Origin of the sequence: Thauera sp. (genome assembly GCF_047601425.1) — a bacterium.
Taxonomy (GTDB): Bacteria; Pseudomonadota; Gammaproteobacteria; order Burkholderiales; family Rhodocyclaceae; genus Thauera.
The window spans coordinates 93,455-109,376 of record NZ_JASGJL010000001.1; the positions used below are offsets into that span (position 1 = coordinate 93,455).

The 15,922-nt window shown below is 67.2% G+C and carries 15 protein-coding genes and 1 pseudogene; 13 read left to right on the forward strand and 3 right to left on the reverse strand.

Going from position 1 to position 15,922, the window contains the following annotated elements:
• The first annotated feature begins 100 nt into the window (after positions 1-100).
• Positions 101-244 (forward strand): hypothetical protein, encoded by a 144-nt coding sequence (locus QM748_RS00490; protein WP_415245141.1) that lies wholly within the window; start codon positions 101-103, stop codon positions 242-244.
• A 180-nt stretch (positions 245-424) separates the two neighbouring features.
• On the forward strand, positions 425-1,663 hold the full coding sequence (gene argJ, locus QM748_RS00495; RefSeq protein WP_415245142.1) for a bifunctional glutamate N-acetyltransferase/amino-acid acetyltransferase ArgJ: 1,239 nt from the start codon (positions 425-427) through the stop codon (positions 1,661-1,663).
• 65 nt (positions 1,664-1,728) lie between these two features.
• On the opposite strand, the gene QM748_RS00500 is transcribed toward argJ, so the two are convergent.
• Complete coding sequence (locus QM748_RS00500; protein ID WP_415245143.1) at positions 1,729-2,616, reverse strand: alpha/beta fold hydrolase; 888 nt, start codon at positions 2,614-2,616, stop codon at positions 1,729-1,731.
• A 267-nt stretch (positions 2,617-2,883) separates the two neighbouring features.
• Here QM748_RS00500 and pqqA point away from each other — a divergent pair, with 267 nt between their 5' ends.
• Genes pqqA through pqqE form a run of 5 tightly spaced genes read left to right on the forward strand, consistent with a single transcriptional unit; the run spans position 2,884 to position 6,208 of the window.
• Positions 2,884-2,958, forward strand: a complete 75-nt coding sequence (gene pqqA / locus QM748_RS00505; protein WP_068636095.1) for a pyrroloquinoline quinone precursor peptide PqqA — start codon at positions 2,884-2,886, stop codon at positions 2,956-2,958.
• A gap of 58 nt (positions 2,959-3,016) precedes the next feature.
• The gene (gene pqqB, locus QM748_RS00510; RefSeq protein ID WP_415245144.1) at positions 3,017-3,931 is read left to right on the forward strand and encodes a pyrroloquinoline quinone biosynthesis protein PqqB; all 915 of its coding nucleotides are present in this window, start codon (positions 3,017-3,019) and stop codon (positions 3,929-3,931) included.
• Between the two features lie 35 nt (positions 3,932-3,966).
• Positions 3,967-4,737: a pyrroloquinoline-quinone synthase PqqC gene (gene pqqC, locus QM748_RS00515; RefSeq protein ID WP_415245145.1), complete on the forward strand. Its 771-nt coding sequence runs from the start codon at positions 3,967-3,969 to the stop codon at positions 4,735-4,737.
• The gene (gene pqqD / locus QM748_RS00520) at positions 4,734-5,045 is read left to right on the forward strand and encodes a pyrroloquinoline quinone biosynthesis peptide chaperone PqqD (RefSeq protein WP_415245146.1); all 312 of its coding nucleotides are present in this window, start codon (positions 4,734-4,736) and stop codon (positions 5,043-5,045) included. The genes pqqC and pqqD overlap by 4 nt, the downstream gene beginning before the upstream one ends.
• Positions 5,042-6,208 (forward strand): pyrroloquinoline quinone biosynthesis protein PqqE, encoded by a 1,167-nt coding sequence (pqqE, locus tag QM748_RS00525; protein ID WP_415245147.1) that lies wholly within the window; start codon positions 5,042-5,044, stop codon positions 6,206-6,208. Before pqqD ends, pqqE begins: the two co-directional genes overlap by 4 nt.
• Positions 6,209-6,300: 92 nt before the next feature.
• Here the strand turns inward: pqqE and apaG are convergent, their stop codons facing one another.
• Positions 6,301-6,696, reverse strand: a complete 396-nt coding sequence (gene apaG, locus QM748_RS00530; protein ID WP_415245148.1) for a Co2+/Mg2+ efflux protein ApaG — start codon at positions 6,694-6,696, stop codon at positions 6,301-6,303.
• 83 nt (positions 6,697-6,779) lie between these two features.
• Between apaG and purB the strand changes: the two genes are divergently transcribed.
• The 6 genes and pseudogenes from purB to QM748_RS00560 all read left to right on the forward strand — a co-directional run bounded on the left by purB (position 6,780) and on the right by QM748_RS00560 (position 14,908).
• The gene (gene purB / locus QM748_RS00535) at positions 6,780-8,156 is read left to right on the forward strand and encodes an adenylosuccinate lyase (RefSeq protein ID WP_415245149.1); all 1,377 of its coding nucleotides are present in this window, start codon (positions 6,780-6,782) and stop codon (positions 8,154-8,156) included.
• A gap of 102 nt (positions 8,157-8,258) precedes the next feature.
• Positions 8,259-8,577 (forward strand): annotated as a pseudogene (locus tag QM748_RS00540) (DUF2322 family protein).
• A gap of 173 nt (positions 8,578-8,750) precedes the next feature.
• Complete coding sequence (locus QM748_RS00545; protein ID WP_415245150.1) at positions 8,751-9,512, forward strand: helix-turn-helix domain-containing protein; 762 nt, start codon at positions 8,751-8,753, stop codon at positions 9,510-9,512.
• A gap of 67 nt (positions 9,513-9,579) precedes the next feature.
• Positions 9,580-11,733: a bifunctional acyl-ACP--phospholipid O-acyltransferase/long-chain-fatty-acid--ACP ligase gene (gene aas, locus QM748_RS00550; protein WP_415245151.1), complete on the forward strand. Its 2,154-nt coding sequence runs from the start codon at positions 9,580-9,582 to the stop codon at positions 11,731-11,733.
• Positions 11,733-13,001: an amidohydrolase family protein gene (locus tag QM748_RS00555; protein WP_415245152.1), complete on the forward strand. Its 1,269-nt coding sequence runs from the start codon at positions 11,733-11,735 to the stop codon at positions 12,999-13,001. Before aas ends, QM748_RS00555 begins: the two co-directional genes overlap by 1 nt.
• Entirely contained in the window at positions 12,998-14,908 is a 1,911-nt protein-coding gene (locus QM748_RS00560) for an MFS transporter (protein WP_415245153.1), read from the forward strand. Before QM748_RS00555 ends, QM748_RS00560 begins: the two co-directional genes overlap by 4 nt.
• Positions 14,909-14,967: 59 nt before the next feature.
• Here QM748_RS00560 and QM748_RS00565 read toward each other — a convergent pair whose 3' ends face one another.
• On the reverse strand, positions 14,968-15,831 hold the full coding sequence (locus QM748_RS00565; RefSeq protein WP_415245154.1) for a LysR substrate-binding domain-containing protein: 864 nt from the start codon (positions 15,829-15,831) through the stop codon (positions 14,968-14,970).
• Positions 15,832-15,922: the final 91 nt, after the last annotated feature.

Consider the following 15,922-nt stretch of genomic DNA (forward strand, 5'->3'; position numbering starts at 1 on the left):
CACTGGTTGTTGGCGGGGCCCATGCATGGTGCAGAACCCCTGCAGAGTTGGGTCAGCAAACCCCATGCCAGAGATGCGGAAGCGGCCGGAACCGAGGTGTATGGAGTTGTTGCAGCGGATCGCGCTGGTGCTGAAAGCCTGCGGAGAAGGGCGATTGTTCATTTTGTTTACAGCAGCGCCGGACGGTGCCGCATGGCACGATTGCCCGAATGCCTTTCAGGGCGCGGTTTGCCGTCCGGAATGAAAGGCTGATGCCGGAGTCCGGCGGTGTAACGGCAGCGATACACCTTCGGAAATGTGGGGGCCCGGAATGCGGGAATCTGCGCCTCACTCTGCAACAAGGCCAATGAAGGGCGAATCCGCTATCATTCGGCGTCATTTCGCCGCCGGGTACTCTGCCCGGCAAGCCTGCAAGGAGCTTTGTGTGGCCGTAAATCTGAATACTCCGAATCCTGTCGATCTGCTGCCGGTTGCCGGCGTCCGCCTGGGGGTCGCCGAGGCCGGCATCCGCAAGGCCGGCCGCCGCGACTTGACGGTGATCGAACTCGCCGAAGGCAGCCGTGCGGCCGGTGTGTTTACCCGCAACCGTTTTTGCGCCGCACCGGTGCAGGTGTGCCGCGAGCATCTGCCGGCCGGGGCGATCCGGGGGATGGTCATCAACACCGGCAATGCCAATGCCGGCACCGGCGAGCCAGGGCTGGCGGCGGCGCGCGCCAGCTGCACGGCACTGGCAACGGAGATGAACATCGCCGCGGAGCAGGTGCTGCCGTTCTCGACCGGCGTGATTCTGGAGCCGCTGCCGGTCGACCGGCTGATTGCCGCCCTGCCGCGCGCGATCGCCGACCTGCGGACCGACGGCTGGTTCGACGCCGCGCACGCGATCATGACCACAGACACGCTGGCCAAGGCGGTGTCGAAGCAGGTCCAGGTCGGCGGCAAGACCGTGACGCTGACCGGCATCAGCAAGGGCGCAGGCATGATCCGGCCGAACATGGCGACCATGCTCGGCTTCCTCGCCTGCGACGCTGCCGTCGCGCAGCCGGTGCTCGAGACGCTGGTCAGGGAGGCGGCCGACCTGTCCTTCAACAGCATCACGGTCGATGGCGACACCTCGACCAACGACTCTTTCATCCTGATCGCCACCGGCAAGGCCGGCAATGCCGAAATCACCGCCGCCAGCGGCGCCGACTACCAGGCGCTGCGCGACGCGGTGGTCGAGGCGTCGATCGGGCTGGCGCAGGCCATCGTGCGCGACGGCGAGGGTGCGACCAAGTTCATGACCATCGCGGTCGAAGGCGGCCGGGATCGCGAGGAGTGCCGCAAGGTCGGCTACGCAGTGGCGCATTCGCCGCTGGTCAAGACCGCTTTCTTCGCCTCCGACCCCAACCTCGGCCGTATCCTCGCCGCGATCGGCTATGCCGGCATCGACGACCTGGATGTGTCGAAGCTGCGCGTCTGGCTGGGCAACCCCAATGAATCGGTGCTGGTTGCCGAGCACGGCGGCCGCGCGGCGTCCTATGCCGAGGAGGCGGGCGCGCGAATCATGAAGCATGCCGAACTGTCGGTGCGCATCGACCTCGCCCGCGGCCAGACCGCCGCCACGGTGTGGACCTGCGACTTCTCGTACGATTACGTCAAGATCAATGCGGATTACCGCTCCTGAGCGGCATCGCCGCAGCGAACTGCACTGAAGTAGATTGGGCCCGCGTAGCAAGCGGGCCTTTTCTTTCAACTGAATGCTGCGAAGGCTTCGTGCAGTGCCGCCTGCATCGCCGGTTCGAAAGGATCGTGTCCTGCCTCGTCCACCCACAGCAGGCGGCTGCCGGGCAGATGTTCATGCAGTGCGAGCGCAGCTTCCGGACGGCAGATCCTGTCCCGGCGGCCGTGCAGCAGGCGGATCGGCAGACCGGCAAGCCCGGCCGCCTGATGCTGCCATTCATCCTCGGGTTGGAAACAGTCGTGACGCAGGTAGTGGGCCTGTACCCGGTATTTGTCCAGTGCGCGTGCAGCGCTGGCGGCATCGAGTTGCGGCAGGGCCGCCGGCTGGCCGCGGGTGAGGCTTTCTTCCCATTGCATCCAGTGGCGGACGACCTCGAGCGCATGGCCGTGGCCGGCTCCGAGCACGGCGTCGCAAACCCGTTCCGCAAGCCGCTTTTTGCCCGGTACACAGCTGGCGAGCCGAGTGTGTGCGGCCGGCTGCAGCGCGCCCGCGCCGTCGAAGAACCAGTCGATGTCGCTGCGGCGGGCAAGGAAGATGCCACGCAGCACCATGCCGAGGCAGGCGTCGCGGTGGTGTGCGCCCCAGGCGAGCGCCAGCGTCGAGCCCCATGAGCCGCCGCTGACCAGCCAGCGGTTGACGCCGAGATGCTGGCGCAGGCGCTCGATGTCAGCCACCAGGTCTGCGGTGGTATTGGCTGCCAGTGCGCCGCGCGGGTTGCTGCGGCCGCAGCCGCGCTGGTCGAACATCACGATGCGGAAGCGGCTGGCGTCGAACAGGCCGGGATGGCGTGGGCTGCAGCCGCTGCCCGGGCCGCCGTGCAGGAACAGCAGCGGCGTGCCGTCCGGATTGCCGTACTGCCCGAACCAGATCGCGTGGCCGTCGCCGACTCCCAGCATGCCCTGCTGCCAGGGGTGCGCGTGATCTGCGGAAGGGATTCCGGCGGGAAGGGGAGCAGGGCTGCCGTTCATGGCATTCATGCTACTGCGCCCGGCTGGCGCTGCATGGGTTGCACGCCAGCTTCATGAAAATCTTGAGGCCCGCTTCAGAACTTTGCCGATGCCTGCGATCGCAAGCAGGCGCAGTCTATGGACCGTGCACGGCCTGCTTGACCGTGCGCCGCACCGGGCGAATCCGGCAAACCCGACCACGACAGGAGACACATCATGAAATGGGAAACCCCGACTGCCACCGACATGCGTTTCGGCTTCGAAATCACCATGTACATCGCGAACCGCTGATGCCGTCGTCCGGGAGTTGCATGACAGCTCCCGGACCGGCAGGGATGGAGGGCAGCAGGTGAAAGTACGCGTTCTCGGCTCGGCCGCCGGCGGCGGATTCCCGCAGTGGAACTGCAACTGCCGCAACTGCGACGGCCTGCGCCGCGGCAGCGTGCGTGCCCGTGCCCGCACCCAGTCGTCGATCGCGGCGAGCGGCGACGGCGAGAACTGGGTGCTGTTCAATGCCTCGCCCGACATCCTGCAGCAGTTGCGCGAGACGCCGGAATTGCAGCCGGCACGTTCGCTGCGCGACACCGCGATCCGCGCGATCGTGCTGATCGATGCGCAGATCGACCATACCACCGGCCTGCTGATGCTGCGCGAGCACCGCCAGCCGCAGGTGCTGTGGTGTACCGCGCCGGTGCGCGAGGACCTGAGCACCGGCAATCCGCTGTTCGGCGTGCTCGGCCACTACTGCGGGCTGGACCTGCACGAGATTCCGCTGCAGGGCGGCTTCAGCATTCCCGAACTGCCGGGCATCGGTTTCGCCGCGCTGCCGCTCAGCAGCAATGCGCCGCCGTACTCGCCGCGGCGCGACCGGCCGCAGCCGGGCGACAACATCGGCATCACGCTGAGCTGTACGGACAGCGGCCGCCGCCTGTTCTACGCGCCCGGCCTCGGCGAGATGACGCCGGATGTCTGGGCGGCGATGCAGGCCGCCGACTGCGTGCTGGTCGATGGCACCTTGTGGACCGACGACGAGATGATCCGCCTCGGTGCTTCCGGCAAGACCTCACGCTCGATGGGGCACCTGCCGCAGAGCGGCCCCGGCGGCATGCTGGAGTGGCTGGGCCGGCTGCCCGCCGCCACCCGCAAGATCCTGATCCACATCGACAACACCAACCCGATCCTGGACGAGGACAGTCCCGAGCGTGCCGAACTGGATGCGCGCGGCGTGGAAGTCGCCTGGGACGGCATGGTGATCGAACTCTGAGCGGCTGCGCTGCAGCCTGCCGAGAGGAGCTCCTGATGGAAGCTGAACTGATTGCCCCGCCGCCTGCCGCCCCTGCCGTCGACGATGGCGCTGCGCCGCTGTCGCGCGAGGAATTCGAAGCGCGGCTGCGCGGCAAGAGCACGCGTTACCACATCCATCATCCCTTCCACGTGATGATGGCCGAAGGGCGGCTGACGCCGGCTCAGCTTCGCGGCTGGGTCGCCAACCGCTTCTACTACCAGGTGTCGATTCCGCTGAAGGATGCGGCGATTCTCGCCAACTGCCCGGAGCGCGAGATCCGCCGCGAGTGGATCCAGCGCATCCTCGACCACGACGGCCGGGGCGCCGACGACCCCGGCGGCATCGAAGCCTGGATCCGGCTGGGCGAAGCGGTCGGGCTGACGCGCGAGGATGTCACCTCGCTGCGCCTGGTGGCGCCGGCGGCGCGCTTCGCGGTCGATGCCTACGTCAATTTCGCCCGCCGGCAGCCCTGGGAGGAGGCGGTCGCATCCAGCCTCACCGAGCTGTTCGCGCCGCACATCCACCAGCAGCGCATCGACACCTGGCCGCAGGTCTACCCCTGGGTCGATCCGGCGGGGCTGCAGTATTTCCGCAACCGCCTCACCCAGGCCCGGCGCGACGTCGACCACGGCCTGCGCTTCACGCTCGAGCACTTCAGCCGCAGCCGCGCCTTGCAGCAGCGCGCGCTGGAAATCCTTCAGTTCAAGCTCGACGTGCTGTGGGCGCTGGCCGACGCGATCATGCTCGACCAGTGCGAGATCGAGATCCGGGGGGCGAAGGCATGAACCGGGAAAACATCGCGGAAGCTGCCGCTCCGCTCGCCGGCGCCTGCCCGAAGGTGTCGCGCCGCTTCCGCCTGCAGTGGGAAGAAGCGCAGCAGTCCTGGGTGCTGCTCTACCCGGAAGGCATGGTCAGGCTCAACCGGAGCGCCGGCGAGATCCTGCGGCGCTGCGACGGCACGCGCACGCTGGAGACCATCGTCGCCGAACTGGAGCAGAGCTTCGGCGCCAGCGACCTGAGCGCCGACGTCAGTGCCTTCATCGACATGGCGCGCCAGCAGCAGTGGATCGAAGCCGGAGCCGGCCGGCCATGAATGCGCCGCTGCCAGCTCCGCCGCTTGCCATGCCCGGCCCGCCGCTGTGGCTGCTGGCGGAAGTGACATACCGCTGCCCGCTGCATTGCGCCTTCTGCTACAACCCGGTCGATTTCGCCCGCCACGACGGCGAACTGGCCACCGCGGACTGGCTGCGGGTGCTGCGCGAAGCGCGCGCCGCCGGCAGCGTGCAGTGCGGCTTTTCCGGCGGCGAGCCGCTGATGCGCGACGATCTCGAAGTCCTGGTGGCGGAAGCGCACCGCCTCGGCTTCTACACCAACCTGCTGACTTCGGGGGTCGGACTCACGGCCGGGCGGGCGCAGGCCCTGCGCGAGGCCGGGCTGGATCACATCCAGCTGTCCTTCCAGGACTCGACCCGCGAACTGAACGATTTTCTCTCGCACACCCGTACTTTCGATCTCAAGCAGCGCGTTGCCGGCCTGATCAAGGACAACGGCTGGCCGATGGTGATGAACTGCGTGATCCATCGGCTCAACATCGACTACGTCGAGAACATCATCGACATGGCGGTCGAGCTCGGCGCCGAATACCTGGAACTCGCCAACAGCCAGTACTACTCCTGGGCGCTGCTCAACCGCGACCAGTTGATGCCCTCGCGCGCCCAGCTCGAACGCGCCGAGCGTATCGTCAACGAATGCCGGCAGCGCCTCGGCGACCGCATCCGCATCTTCTTCGTCGTGCCCGACTACTACGAGACGCGGCCCAAGAAGTGCATGAACGGCTGGGGCGAAGTCTTCCTGACGGTGACGCCGGACGGCACGGCCTTGCCCTGCCATACCGCGCGCATGCTGCCCGGGCTGGACTTTCCCAACGTCCGCGACATGGACGTGAAGGCGATCTGGTACGGCTCGGAAGGCTTCAACCGCTACCGCGGCGATGCCTGGATGAAGGATCCGTGCCGAAGCTGTCCGGACAAGGAAAAGGATAGAGGCGGCTGCCGCTGCCAGGCTTACATGCTGGCCGGCGATCCGGCCGCGGCCGATCCGGTCTGCGACAAGTCACCCCACCACGGCAAAGTCGTGAAGGCGGTGGAACAAGCCAGCGATCCTGGCTGGAAGGGCGGTGCGAAGCCGCTGATCTTCCGCGATCCGCGCCGCTCGCGGGAACTCGGGGCGGTAGCAAAGAGTGCGGCGGGCGCCTGAGCCGTCGCCGATGCCTTCATCCAGCCGATTCGGTTCAGCACTGCAGGTACCGCTCCTGCAATGGCTGGAGCCGTCGGTACGGTGTCATCGTTTCAATGCAGCACATGCGGCATCGCCAGCATGAAGGGCGGAATCGACGCATCGAAACGATGGCCGTCGCCCGCCGCCATCTGGTAGCTGCCGTGCATCGTGCCGACCGGTGTTTCCAGCATACAGCCGCTGGTGTAGCTGAAGCTTTCGCCGGGTGCCAGCAGCGGCTGCTCGCCGACCACGCCCTGGCCGCGCACTTCCTGCACCTTGCTGTTGCCGTCGGTGATGATCCAGTGCCGGCTGATCAGCTGTGCCGGCAGGCTGCCGGTGTTGCGCAGGCTGATGTGGTAGGCGAAGACGTAGTGACCGTCATCGGGGCGGGATTGTGCAGCGATGTATTCGGCCCTGGCCGATATCTCGATACGGTAGGGGGGCGCCGGGGTGTCTGGGGTATTCACGTCTCTGCCTCTCCTTGGTCTTGTTGTGCTCTGTTTCGCCGGGGCGAAGCGGTAAAATAGCACTTTTGTCCGGAACCGCCGCCATGTCCCAAGCCGTACCGTCCCCGCTCACCGCCCTGTCTCCGCTCGATGGCCGCTACCACGGCAAGGTCGCGGGCCTGCGCGACCACTTCTCCGAACACGGCCTGATCCGCAACCGCGTGAAGGTGGAAGTCGAATGGCTGAAGGCGCTGGCCGCCGAGCCGGCGCTGGCGGAGATCGCGCCCTTCTCGCCGGCCACGATCGTCGAACTGGACGGTGTGGTCGCCGCTTTCTCGACTGAGGACGGCGAAGCGGTGAAGGCGATCGAAGCCACCACCAACCACGACGTCAAGGCGATGGAGTACTGGCTGAAGAAGCGCCTCGGCCACAACGCCGAAGTGATGAAGGTGTCGGAGTTCATCCACTTCGCCTGCACCTCGGAAGACATCAACAACACTTCGCATGCGCTGATGCTGGCCGAAGGCCGCGACTGGGTGCTGCTGCCGGCGCTCGACGCGGTCATCGCCCGCTTCCGCGAGCTGGCCCATGCGCTGGCCGATCTGCCGATGCTGTCGCGCACCCACGGCCAGCCTGCCAGCCCGACCACGCTGGGCAAGGAAATGGCCAACATCGCCGCCCGCCTGATGCGCGCCCGCGTGGCGATCGCCGGCGTGGCGATGACTGCCAAGTTCAACGGCGCGGTGGGCAACTACAACGCCCATCTGTCGGCCTGGCCGGCCTTCGACTGGGAAGGCTTCAACCGCCGCTTCATCGAGTCGCTCGGCCTCACCTTCAACGAATACACCATCCAGATCGAACCGCACGACGCCATGGCCGAGCTGTTCGACGCCGTCGCCCGCGCCAACACGATGCTGATCGACTCCTGCCGCGACATCTGGATGTACATCTCGCTCGGCTACTTCAAGCAGAAGCTTAAGGAAGGCGAAGTCGGCTCGTTGACGATGCCGCACAAGGTCAACCCGATCGACTTCGAGAACGCCGAAGGCAACTTCGGCATCGCCAACGCGGTGCTGAAGCACTTCTCCGAGAAGCTGCCGATCTCGCGCATGCAGCGCGACCTGACCGACTCCACCGTGCTGCGCAACATGGGTGTCGGCTTCGGCCACACCGTGCTGGCGCTGGACAGCTGCCTGCGCGGCCTGGGCAAGCTCGAAGCCGACCCGGCCCGCCTCGCGACCGACCTCGACGAATGCTGGGAAGTGCTGGCCGAGCCGGTGCAGACGGTGATGCGCCGCTTCGGCATCGAGAACCCCTATGAGCAATTGAAGGCGATGACGCGCGGCAAGGGCATCACCCGCGAAGCGCTGCAGGATTTCATCCGCACGCTGGCGATCCCCGCCGAGGAGCGCGATCGCCTGCTGGCCATGACGCCGGCCAGCTACGTCGGCAAGGCCGCCGAGCTGGCGCGCCGTATCTGAGCAACTGCGGGACAGCGGCCGGCTGCATGCCGGCCATGTCCAGGCAATGAAAGCGAGCGCCACCCGAGGGTGGCGCTTTGTCGTATGAAAGGAGCAAACAAGATGGCTTTTGCCGACAACCTGAAAGCGATGCCCGGCGTGTCGCATCTTTCCGCCCTGAACCTGATCGACGCTGCCGACAGCACGGTCGCCACCATCGAGAACAAGCCGGGCCAGGCCGGCTCGCTGGTGGTTCTACAACCACCTCGCCCAGCTCTACGGCGCGATCACCCCCGAAGCGGCGAAGAAGGGCCTGGAGCTCTACGCCGAGCACACCGAGGACGCACGCACCAATCCCGGCAAGCACCCCAACATCGACCGCCTGATCGGGCTGGTGGAGCGGGGCGAGACCCTGCGCGTGAAGCAGGTGTTCGCCGTCTGAGTCCGGCATCCGGAAAAGAAGGAATAGATTCGGAACCGAGGGCGCTGCGCAGCAAGGTGTGTTGTGCAGCGCCCTCAAAAGTATCGTTAATCGGTACTTTTTATCCTGGTTGTGGCGAAAAGTGTTTTCATGGCTATGCTGCAAGCCCTGTCACGCTTTTGAGTCTCCACGCCATGAGCACTTCCGCCGATCTCGTCGCCGCGCTGAAAGCCGAACTGCGCGACGCCCGTATCACCTACGCCGAACTGGCCGGGCGCATCGGCCTGGCCGAATCCAGCATCAAGCGCATGTTCGCCCAGGGCGGCGACATGCCCTTGTCGCGCGTCGATGAAATCTGCCGCGTGCTGCGGCTGGACTTCGCCGATCTCGCCCGCCGCGTGGCGGAGCGCCAGCCGCTGCTTGCCGAACTGACGCAGGAACAGGAGCAGGCGGTGGTGGCGGACCGGCGCCTGCTGCTGGTGGCGACCTGCTGCATGAGCCAGTGGAGCGCCGAGCAGATCGTCGCCACCTACCGCATCGATGCGGCCGAATGCACCTCCCATCTGCTGCGGCTGGACCGCCTCGGCATCATCGAACTGCGTCCGCTCAACCGCTACCGCCTGCGCGTGGCGAAAGGTTTCCGCTGGCGTCCGCACGGCCCGGTGATGAGTTATTTCCGCAGCGAAGTGCTGGATGAGTACTTTGCCGGCGGCTTCGACGGCGAAGCCGAGATGCTGAGCGTGGTCCATGGACAGCTCGGCCCCGGCATGGCCGAAGGTTTCCGCGAACGGCTGATGCGCATCGGCGAGGACTTCTCCCGCCAGCACGTTGCCGACCAGAAGCTGCCGTCCGCGCAGCGCCGCCCCTACACCCTGGTGATCGCGATGCGCTCCTGGCTGATGTCGGCCTTCCGCGACCTCAAGCGCGACGACGTCGCCTGGCCGGATGCCGGTTGAAGGGTTTTCCGCCTGACTCCCGTAGCCCCTGCCAGTTTCCCCCGTTCCCTCATCCGGCTCCGACACCATGTTCCGCTCCCTGCTCAAGACCGTATTGCGCGCCGCCGCACGTCTGCTGTTCCGTGTCCGCATCGAAGGCCGCTTGCCCGAGCAACCCTCGCGCCTGCTGGTCATCGCCAATCACGAATCCTTCCTCGACGGCCTGCTGCTTGCGCTGTTCCTGCCCTACGACCCGGTGTTCGTCGTCAACACCCGGATCGCCGGACATCCCTTCTTCCGCCTGCTGCTGAGGCTGGTCGACCACCTGAAGGTCGATCCCACCAGCCCGATGGCGATGAAGCACGTCGTCCGCCTGCTCGAATCCGGCCGCCCGGTGGTCATCTTCCCCGAGGGGCGGATCACCACCACCGGCAGCCTGATGAAGACCTACGACGGCCCGGCCTTCGTCGCCGCCCGCACCGGCGCCACCCTGCTGCCGGTGCGCATCGACGGCGCCGCGCGCACTTACTTCTCGCGCCTCGGCGGACGCTATCCGCGCCGCCTGTTGCCGCAGATCAGCCTGTTCGTGCAGCCTGCCACCCGCATCGACATGCCGGCCGCGCCGACCGCTCGCGAACGCCGCCGCAAGGCCGGCGAAGCGATGCGCCGCGTGATGCAGGAGATGATCTTCGCCAGCCGGCCGCGCCAGACCCTGTTCGAGGCGCTGCTCGATGCCGGCGCGATCCACGGCATGCGTCGCCCGGTGGTGGAAGATATCAAGCAGCAGGAATACAGCTACGGCGAAGTGCTGCGCCTGGCGCTCGGCCTCGGGCGGCTGGTGTCGCGCCACACCGAGGCGGGCGAGAACGTCGGCGTGCTGCTGCCCAATCTCGCGCCCACGCTGGCGCTGGTGTTTGGCCTGAGCGCGCAGCGCCGCGTGCCGGCGATGCTGAACTACACCGCTGGCGTGGACGGCATGCAGGCTGCCTGCACCGCTGCCGGCATCCGCACCGTGCTGACCGCGCGCGCCTTCGTCGACCAGGCCAAGCTGGGCGACAGGTTGGCGGCGCTGCAGGGCGTGCGCGTGCTGTACCTGGAGGACCTGCGCGCCGGCATGTCGCTGGCCGACAAGCTGTTGCTGGTGCTGTGGGCAGCGCGTTTCCCGCGCCTGGCGACGCACATCGGCGATGCCGAGGATCCGGCGGTGATCCTGTTCACCTCGGGCTCCGAGGGCAAGCCCAAGGGCGTGGTGCTGTCGCACCGCGCGCTGCTCGCCAACATCGCCCAGATCCGCGCGGTGGTGGATTTCTCGGTGGATGACAAGGTCCTGGATGCGCTGCCGCTGTTCCACTCCTTCGGCCTGACCGCCGGCGGCCTGCTGCCGGTGCTGTGCGGCGCGCGGGTGTTCCTGTATCCCAGTCCGCTGCACTACCGGGTGATTCCGGAGCTGGCCTACGACCGCGGCTGCACCGCGTTGCTGGGCACCTCGACCTTCCTCGGCAACTACGCGAAGCACGCCCATCCCTACGACTTCCACCGCCTGCGCTACGTCATCGCCGGTGCCGAGAAGCTGGCCGAGCCGGTGCGGGAAGCCTGGTTCGACAAGTTCGGCATCCGCATCTTCGAGGGTTATGGCGCGACCGAAACCGCGCCGGTGATCGCGGTGAATACGCCGATGGCCTTCCGCCGCGGCACCGTCGGCCAGATCCTTCCCGGCCTGCATGCGAAGCTGGTGCCGGTGGCGGGCATCGACGACCTGGATGGCCGTCGCGGCATGCTGCACGTGCAGGGGCCGAACCTGATGAGCGGCTATCTGCGCGCCGAAGCGCCGGGTCTGCTGCAGCCGCCGGTGTCGGAGCTGGGCGAAGGCTGGTACGAAACCGGCGACGTGGTGGAGATCGACGACGACGGCTTCGTGCGCATCGTCGGCCGGGTCAAGCGCTTCGCCAAGATCGCCGGCGAGATGATCAGCCTGGAAGTGGTGGAGAAGATCGCCGCGCTGGCCTCGCCCGGCGCCCAGCACGCCGCCAGCAGCCGCGCCGACGCCGCGCGCGGCGAGGCGCTGGTGCTGTTCAGCACCGACCCGGCGCTGAGCCGCGATGCCCTCAGCACCGCGGCGCAGCAGGCCGGCATGGCCGAGCTGGCGGTGCCGCGCATCATCGTGCCGGTGGAGTCGCTGCCGCTGCTCGGCACCGGCAAGATCGACTACGTCAGCTTGAAGAAACAGGCGGAGGCCGCGTGATGAAACCCGCTTCGAACATTGCTTCGCCCGCGCGCCGCCGCTGGCTGCGTGCCGGGCTGGCCGCCGGTGTGCTGGCCGTGGGCGGCGGCACGGCGGCCAGAATGGCGCAGTCCCGGCTGCTGAATCCCTGCCTCGCGGCGCTGCCGCCGGAGTGGGCCGGACATCCGCTGGTGGCCGCTGCCTGGCAAGGGCTGGATCCGGCGCAGGTGTGGGATTGCCATGTGCATCTGGCCGGCACCGGCGACGGCGGCCATGGCATCGAGATGTCGCCCGACATGCTGAGTCCCTTGAATCCGCTGCAATACCTGCAGCGCCTGTTCTACCTCAACGCAGGCTGCGTGCATCAGGCGCCGGGCCGGGTGGACGACAGCTACGTCGAGCGCCTGCTGAACCTGAGCGACGGCATGGCGCCCGGCTACAAGAGCATGCTGTTCGCCTTCGACCGCGCCCATGCGGCGGACGGTACGCCGATGCCCGAGCGCAGCGCGCTGTACGTGCCGGATGCCTATGCCCGCAAGCTGGCGCAGGCGACGCCGGAGCGCTTCGAATGGGTGTGCTCGGTGCATCCCTACCGCGCCGATGCCGGGGACGCCTTGCAGCAGGCGGTGGAGCAGGGCGCCCGCGCGGTCAAGTGGCTGCCGCCGGCAATGGGCATCGATCCCGCCGATCCGGCCTGCGACCGTGCCTACCGCACGATGGCCCGGCTCGATCTACCCCTCATCACTCACGTCGGCGAGGAAAAGGCGGTCCATGGCGCCGGCCAGCCGGCGTGGGGCAATCCGCTGCGCCTGCGCCGTGCGCTGGACCTTGGGGTTCGGGTGGTGATGGCGCATTGCGCGACGGTGGGCGAGGATGTCGATCTGGACCGGGGCGAGAACGGTCCGCGTGTGCCGAGCTTTGCATTGTTCGAGCGTTTGATGGCGGAACCGTCTTACTGGGGCCTGCTGTCCGGCGACATCTCCGCCGTCGTGCTGCGTAATCGTGAGCCTGAACGCCTGCGCGTGCTGCTCGAACGCGAGGACTGGCATCAGCGCCTGCTGTACGGCACCGACTACCCGCTGCCCGGCATCCTGCCGCTGATCTCGCCCGCCGCGCTGGCGCGCGAGGACATGCTGGACGAGGATGCCGTGCCCTTGCTCGAAACGATTCGCGAGCACAATCCGCTGCTGTTCAATTTCGTCCTGGCGCGCCTGCTGCACAGCAAGGGCAGCCGTTTCTCCACCGCAGTGTTCGAAACCCGCCGTTTCTTCGACCGGAAATCCGTATGAGCACCCAGTTCAAGCTGATGGGCGAGCGCCGCTTCCTGCCCTTCTTCCTGACCCAGTTCCTCGGCGCCTTCAACGACAACTTCTACAAGAACGCGCTGGTGGTGCTGATCACCTTCCAGGCGGCGCGGCTCACCGAGCTGTCGCCAGGCGTGCTGGTCAATGTGGCGGCGGGCTTGTTCATCCTGCCTTTCCTGCTGTTCTCCGCGATCGCCGGGCAGCTTGCCGACAAATACGAAAAGAGCAGCCTGATCCGCTGGACCAAGCTGCTGGAAATCGCCCTGATGGCGATCGCCGCGCTCGGCTTCGCAACGATGTCGCTGCCATTGCTGCTGGCGACGCTGTTCCTGATGGGCACGCAGTCGGCGATCTTCGGCCCGGTGAAGTACGCCATCCTGCCGCAGATGCTGGAGGAAACCGAACTGGTCGGCGGCAATGCGCTGGTCGAGTCGGGCACTTTCCTGGCGATCTTGCTCGGCACCATCGCCGGCGGCCTGCTGATCGAAGCGCCGGACGGCGTGGCCTGGGTGTCGGCCGGCACGCTGGCGGTCGCGGTGCTGGGCTACCTGAGCTGCCGCGCGATTCCGCCCGCCGCGGCGGTCGATCCGGACATGAAGCTCGACTGGAAGCCGGTCAGCCAGACCTGGCAGATGATCCGCTTCGCCGCCGGCGAGCGCACGGTGTTCCTGTCCATCCTCGGCATCTCGTGGTTCTGGTTCTACGGCGCGATGTTCCTGTCGCAGTTTCCCGGTTTCGCGTCCACCGTGCTGGGCGGCGACGAGAAGGCGGTCACGCTGCTGCTGGCGGTGTTCTCGCTCGGCATCGCGCTCGGCTCGCTGCTGTGCGAGCGGATGTCGGGCAAGCAGGTGGAAATCGGCCTGGTGCCTTTCGGTTCGATCGGCCTGACCCTGTTCGGCCTGGATCTGTGGTGGGCGAGCGCAGGGCTGGAAGCGGCCGGTTTTGCCGCAGCTGGTACGGAAGCCGGCACGGCGATGCGTCCGCTCTCCGAACTGCTGGCCGAGCCGGCGGTCTGGCGGATCCTGTTCGACCTGGTGATGCTGGCGCTGTGCGGCGGCTTCTTCATCGTGCCGTTGTACGCGCTGGTGCAGAGCCGCTCCGCGCCCTCGCACCGTTCGCGCATCATCGCCGCCAACAACATCCTCAACTCGCTGTTCATGGTTGCCGCAGCGGGGCTGGGGGCCGTCATGCTGGCAGCCGGCGCCAGCGTGCCGCAGCTGTTCCTAGTGACGGCGCTGCTCAATGCCGCGGTGGCGATCTACATCTACACCCTGGTGCCGGAGTTCCTGCTGCGCTTCATCGTCTGGCTGCTGATCCATACGGTGTACCGCCTGCGCGTCGAGGGCATCGGGCAGGTGCCGGAAAAGGGCCCGGCGGTCATCGTCGCCAATCACGTGAGCTTCGTCGATGCGCTGATCATCATGGCGGCCTGCCGGCGGCCGATCCGCTTCGTCATGGATCACCGCATCTTCCGCTGGCCGATCCTGTCCTTCATCTTCCGCACCAGCCGCGCGATCCCGATCGCGCCGGCCAGCGAAGACCGGGCAATGATGGAGCGTGCCTTCGACGAGGTGGCGCGGGCGCTGGAAGCCGGTGAACTGGTGGGCCTGTTTCCGGAAGGGAAGATCAGCGGCGACGGCGAGATGTCGCCTTTCCGCCCCGGCATCGCGCGCATCGTCGCCCGCACGCCGGTGCCGGTGGTGCCGATGGCCTTGCGCGGGCTGTGGGGCAGCTTCTTCAGCCGCAAGGGCGGCGCGGCGATGACGCGGCCTTTCCGCCGCGGTGCCTTCAGCCGCATCGAGCTGGTGGCCGATGCGCCGATCGAAGCCGCCGAGGTTTCGCCCGAAACCCTGTACCAGCGGGTGGCGGCCTTGCGCGGCGATCGGGCTTGAGGTGGCGGGCCGAGTGAGGGGGCTGATGAACTGGCAGTCGAGTGACGGCGAATGCGGCATCAGGGCTCGCCGGCCCAATGCAGCCGCGTCCTGATCTGCTCGAAGACCTGGCGCGTCAGCGGATTGACCACGTGGCGGCGTACATAGAGGCGATAGACGAGATCCGGCAGCGGAGGCAGCCCCTCCGCGGGGCCCAGCACGCGCAAGCCGCTGTCCAGTTGCTCGACGCCCCGTGCGGTCACGCCGAGGCCTGCACGCAGCGCGGCGCGGATGCCGATCAGGCTGCTGGAAGTGTAGCGGGTGGTCCAGGAAAGGCCGGCGTTGTCGAGCGCCTCCTGCGCCAGGCGGCGGAAGATGCTCGGGCCGTCGGCCATGATCATCGGGATGGGCCGGGACGGGTCATGCACGTAAGCTACGCCGCACAGCCACACCGTGGGCGAGGTGCGTAGCACCACGCCTTCGAGCTCCGCATCGGCGCGGTTGGAGATCACCATGTCGAGTTCGCCGCGCTTGAGGGAGTCCATCAGGAAGGGGCTGCGGCCGACGTGGATGTCCAGCTGCAGCATCGGGGAACTGCGCACCACTTCCGACAGCAGGCTGGGCAGCATGGTGTCGGCGACGTCGTGTGGCGCGCCGATGCGGAGTGTTCCCTCCAGTCGTCCCTGCTGAAGCTGGCGTAATGCTTCATCGTTGATGACCAGCATGTGGCGGGCGTAGGCCAGCAGCCTTTCGCCGTGCTCGGTCAGCTGTTTGTGGCGGCCTCGCTTCTCGAACAGCGGATGGCCGATGTGTGCCTCCAGCCGCTGCATCTGCTGAGTGATCGCCGATTGGGTTTTGCCCAGCTGCACTGCCGCCGCGCCGAAGCTTTCATGCTTCACGATCGCCAACAGGGTGCGCAGTTGCTCGAGATCGAGTGTGCTCATCCATTAATGATACTGATGTTTTTTGCTCGGGAACGGCGTTGTTCGGATGCCGTGCCGCCATTAGAGTGGCACAAGGGCGCACCGGTCACTT

Coding starts and splice junctions, on each gene's coding strand:
- QM748_RS00565 (WP_415245154.1), bottom strand. CDS start 15,831: ATGAGCACACTCGATCTCGAGCAACTGCGCACCCTGTTGGCGATCGTG.
- QM748_RS00555 (WP_415245152.1), top strand. CDS start 11,733: ATGAAACCCGCTTCGAACATTGCTTCGCCCGCGCGCCGCCGCTGGCTG.
- QM748_RS00490 (WP_415245141.1), top strand. CDS start 101: ATGGAGTTGTTGCAGCGGATCGCGCTGGTGCTGAAAGCCTGCGGAGAA.
- pqqE (WP_415245147.1), top strand. CDS start 5,042: ATGAATGCGCCGCTGCCAGCTCCGCCGCTTGCCATGCCCGGCCCGCCG.
- pqqD (WP_415245146.1), top strand. CDS start 4,734: ATGAACCGGGAAAACATCGCGGAAGCTGCCGCTCCGCTCGCCGGCGCC.
- QM748_RS00545 (WP_415245150.1), top strand. CDS start 8,751: ATGAGCACTTCCGCCGATCTCGTCGCCGCGCTGAAAGCCGAACTGCGC.
- aas (WP_415245151.1), top strand. CDS start 9,580: ATGTTCCGCTCCCTGCTCAAGACCGTATTGCGCGCCGCCGCACGTCTG.
- QM748_RS00560 (WP_415245153.1), top strand. CDS start 12,998: ATGAGCACCCAGTTCAAGCTGATGGGCGAGCGCCGCTTCCTGCCCTTC.
- purB (WP_415245149.1), top strand. CDS start 6,780: ATGTCCCAAGCCGTACCGTCCCCGCTCACCGCCCTGTCTCCGCTCGAT.
- QM748_RS00500 (WP_415245143.1), bottom strand. CDS start 2,616: ATGCTGGGAGTCGGCGACGGCCACGCGATCTGGTTCGGGCAGTACGGC.
- pqqC (WP_415245145.1), top strand. CDS start 3,967: ATGGAAGCTGAACTGATTGCCCCGCCGCCTGCCGCCCCTGCCGTCGAC.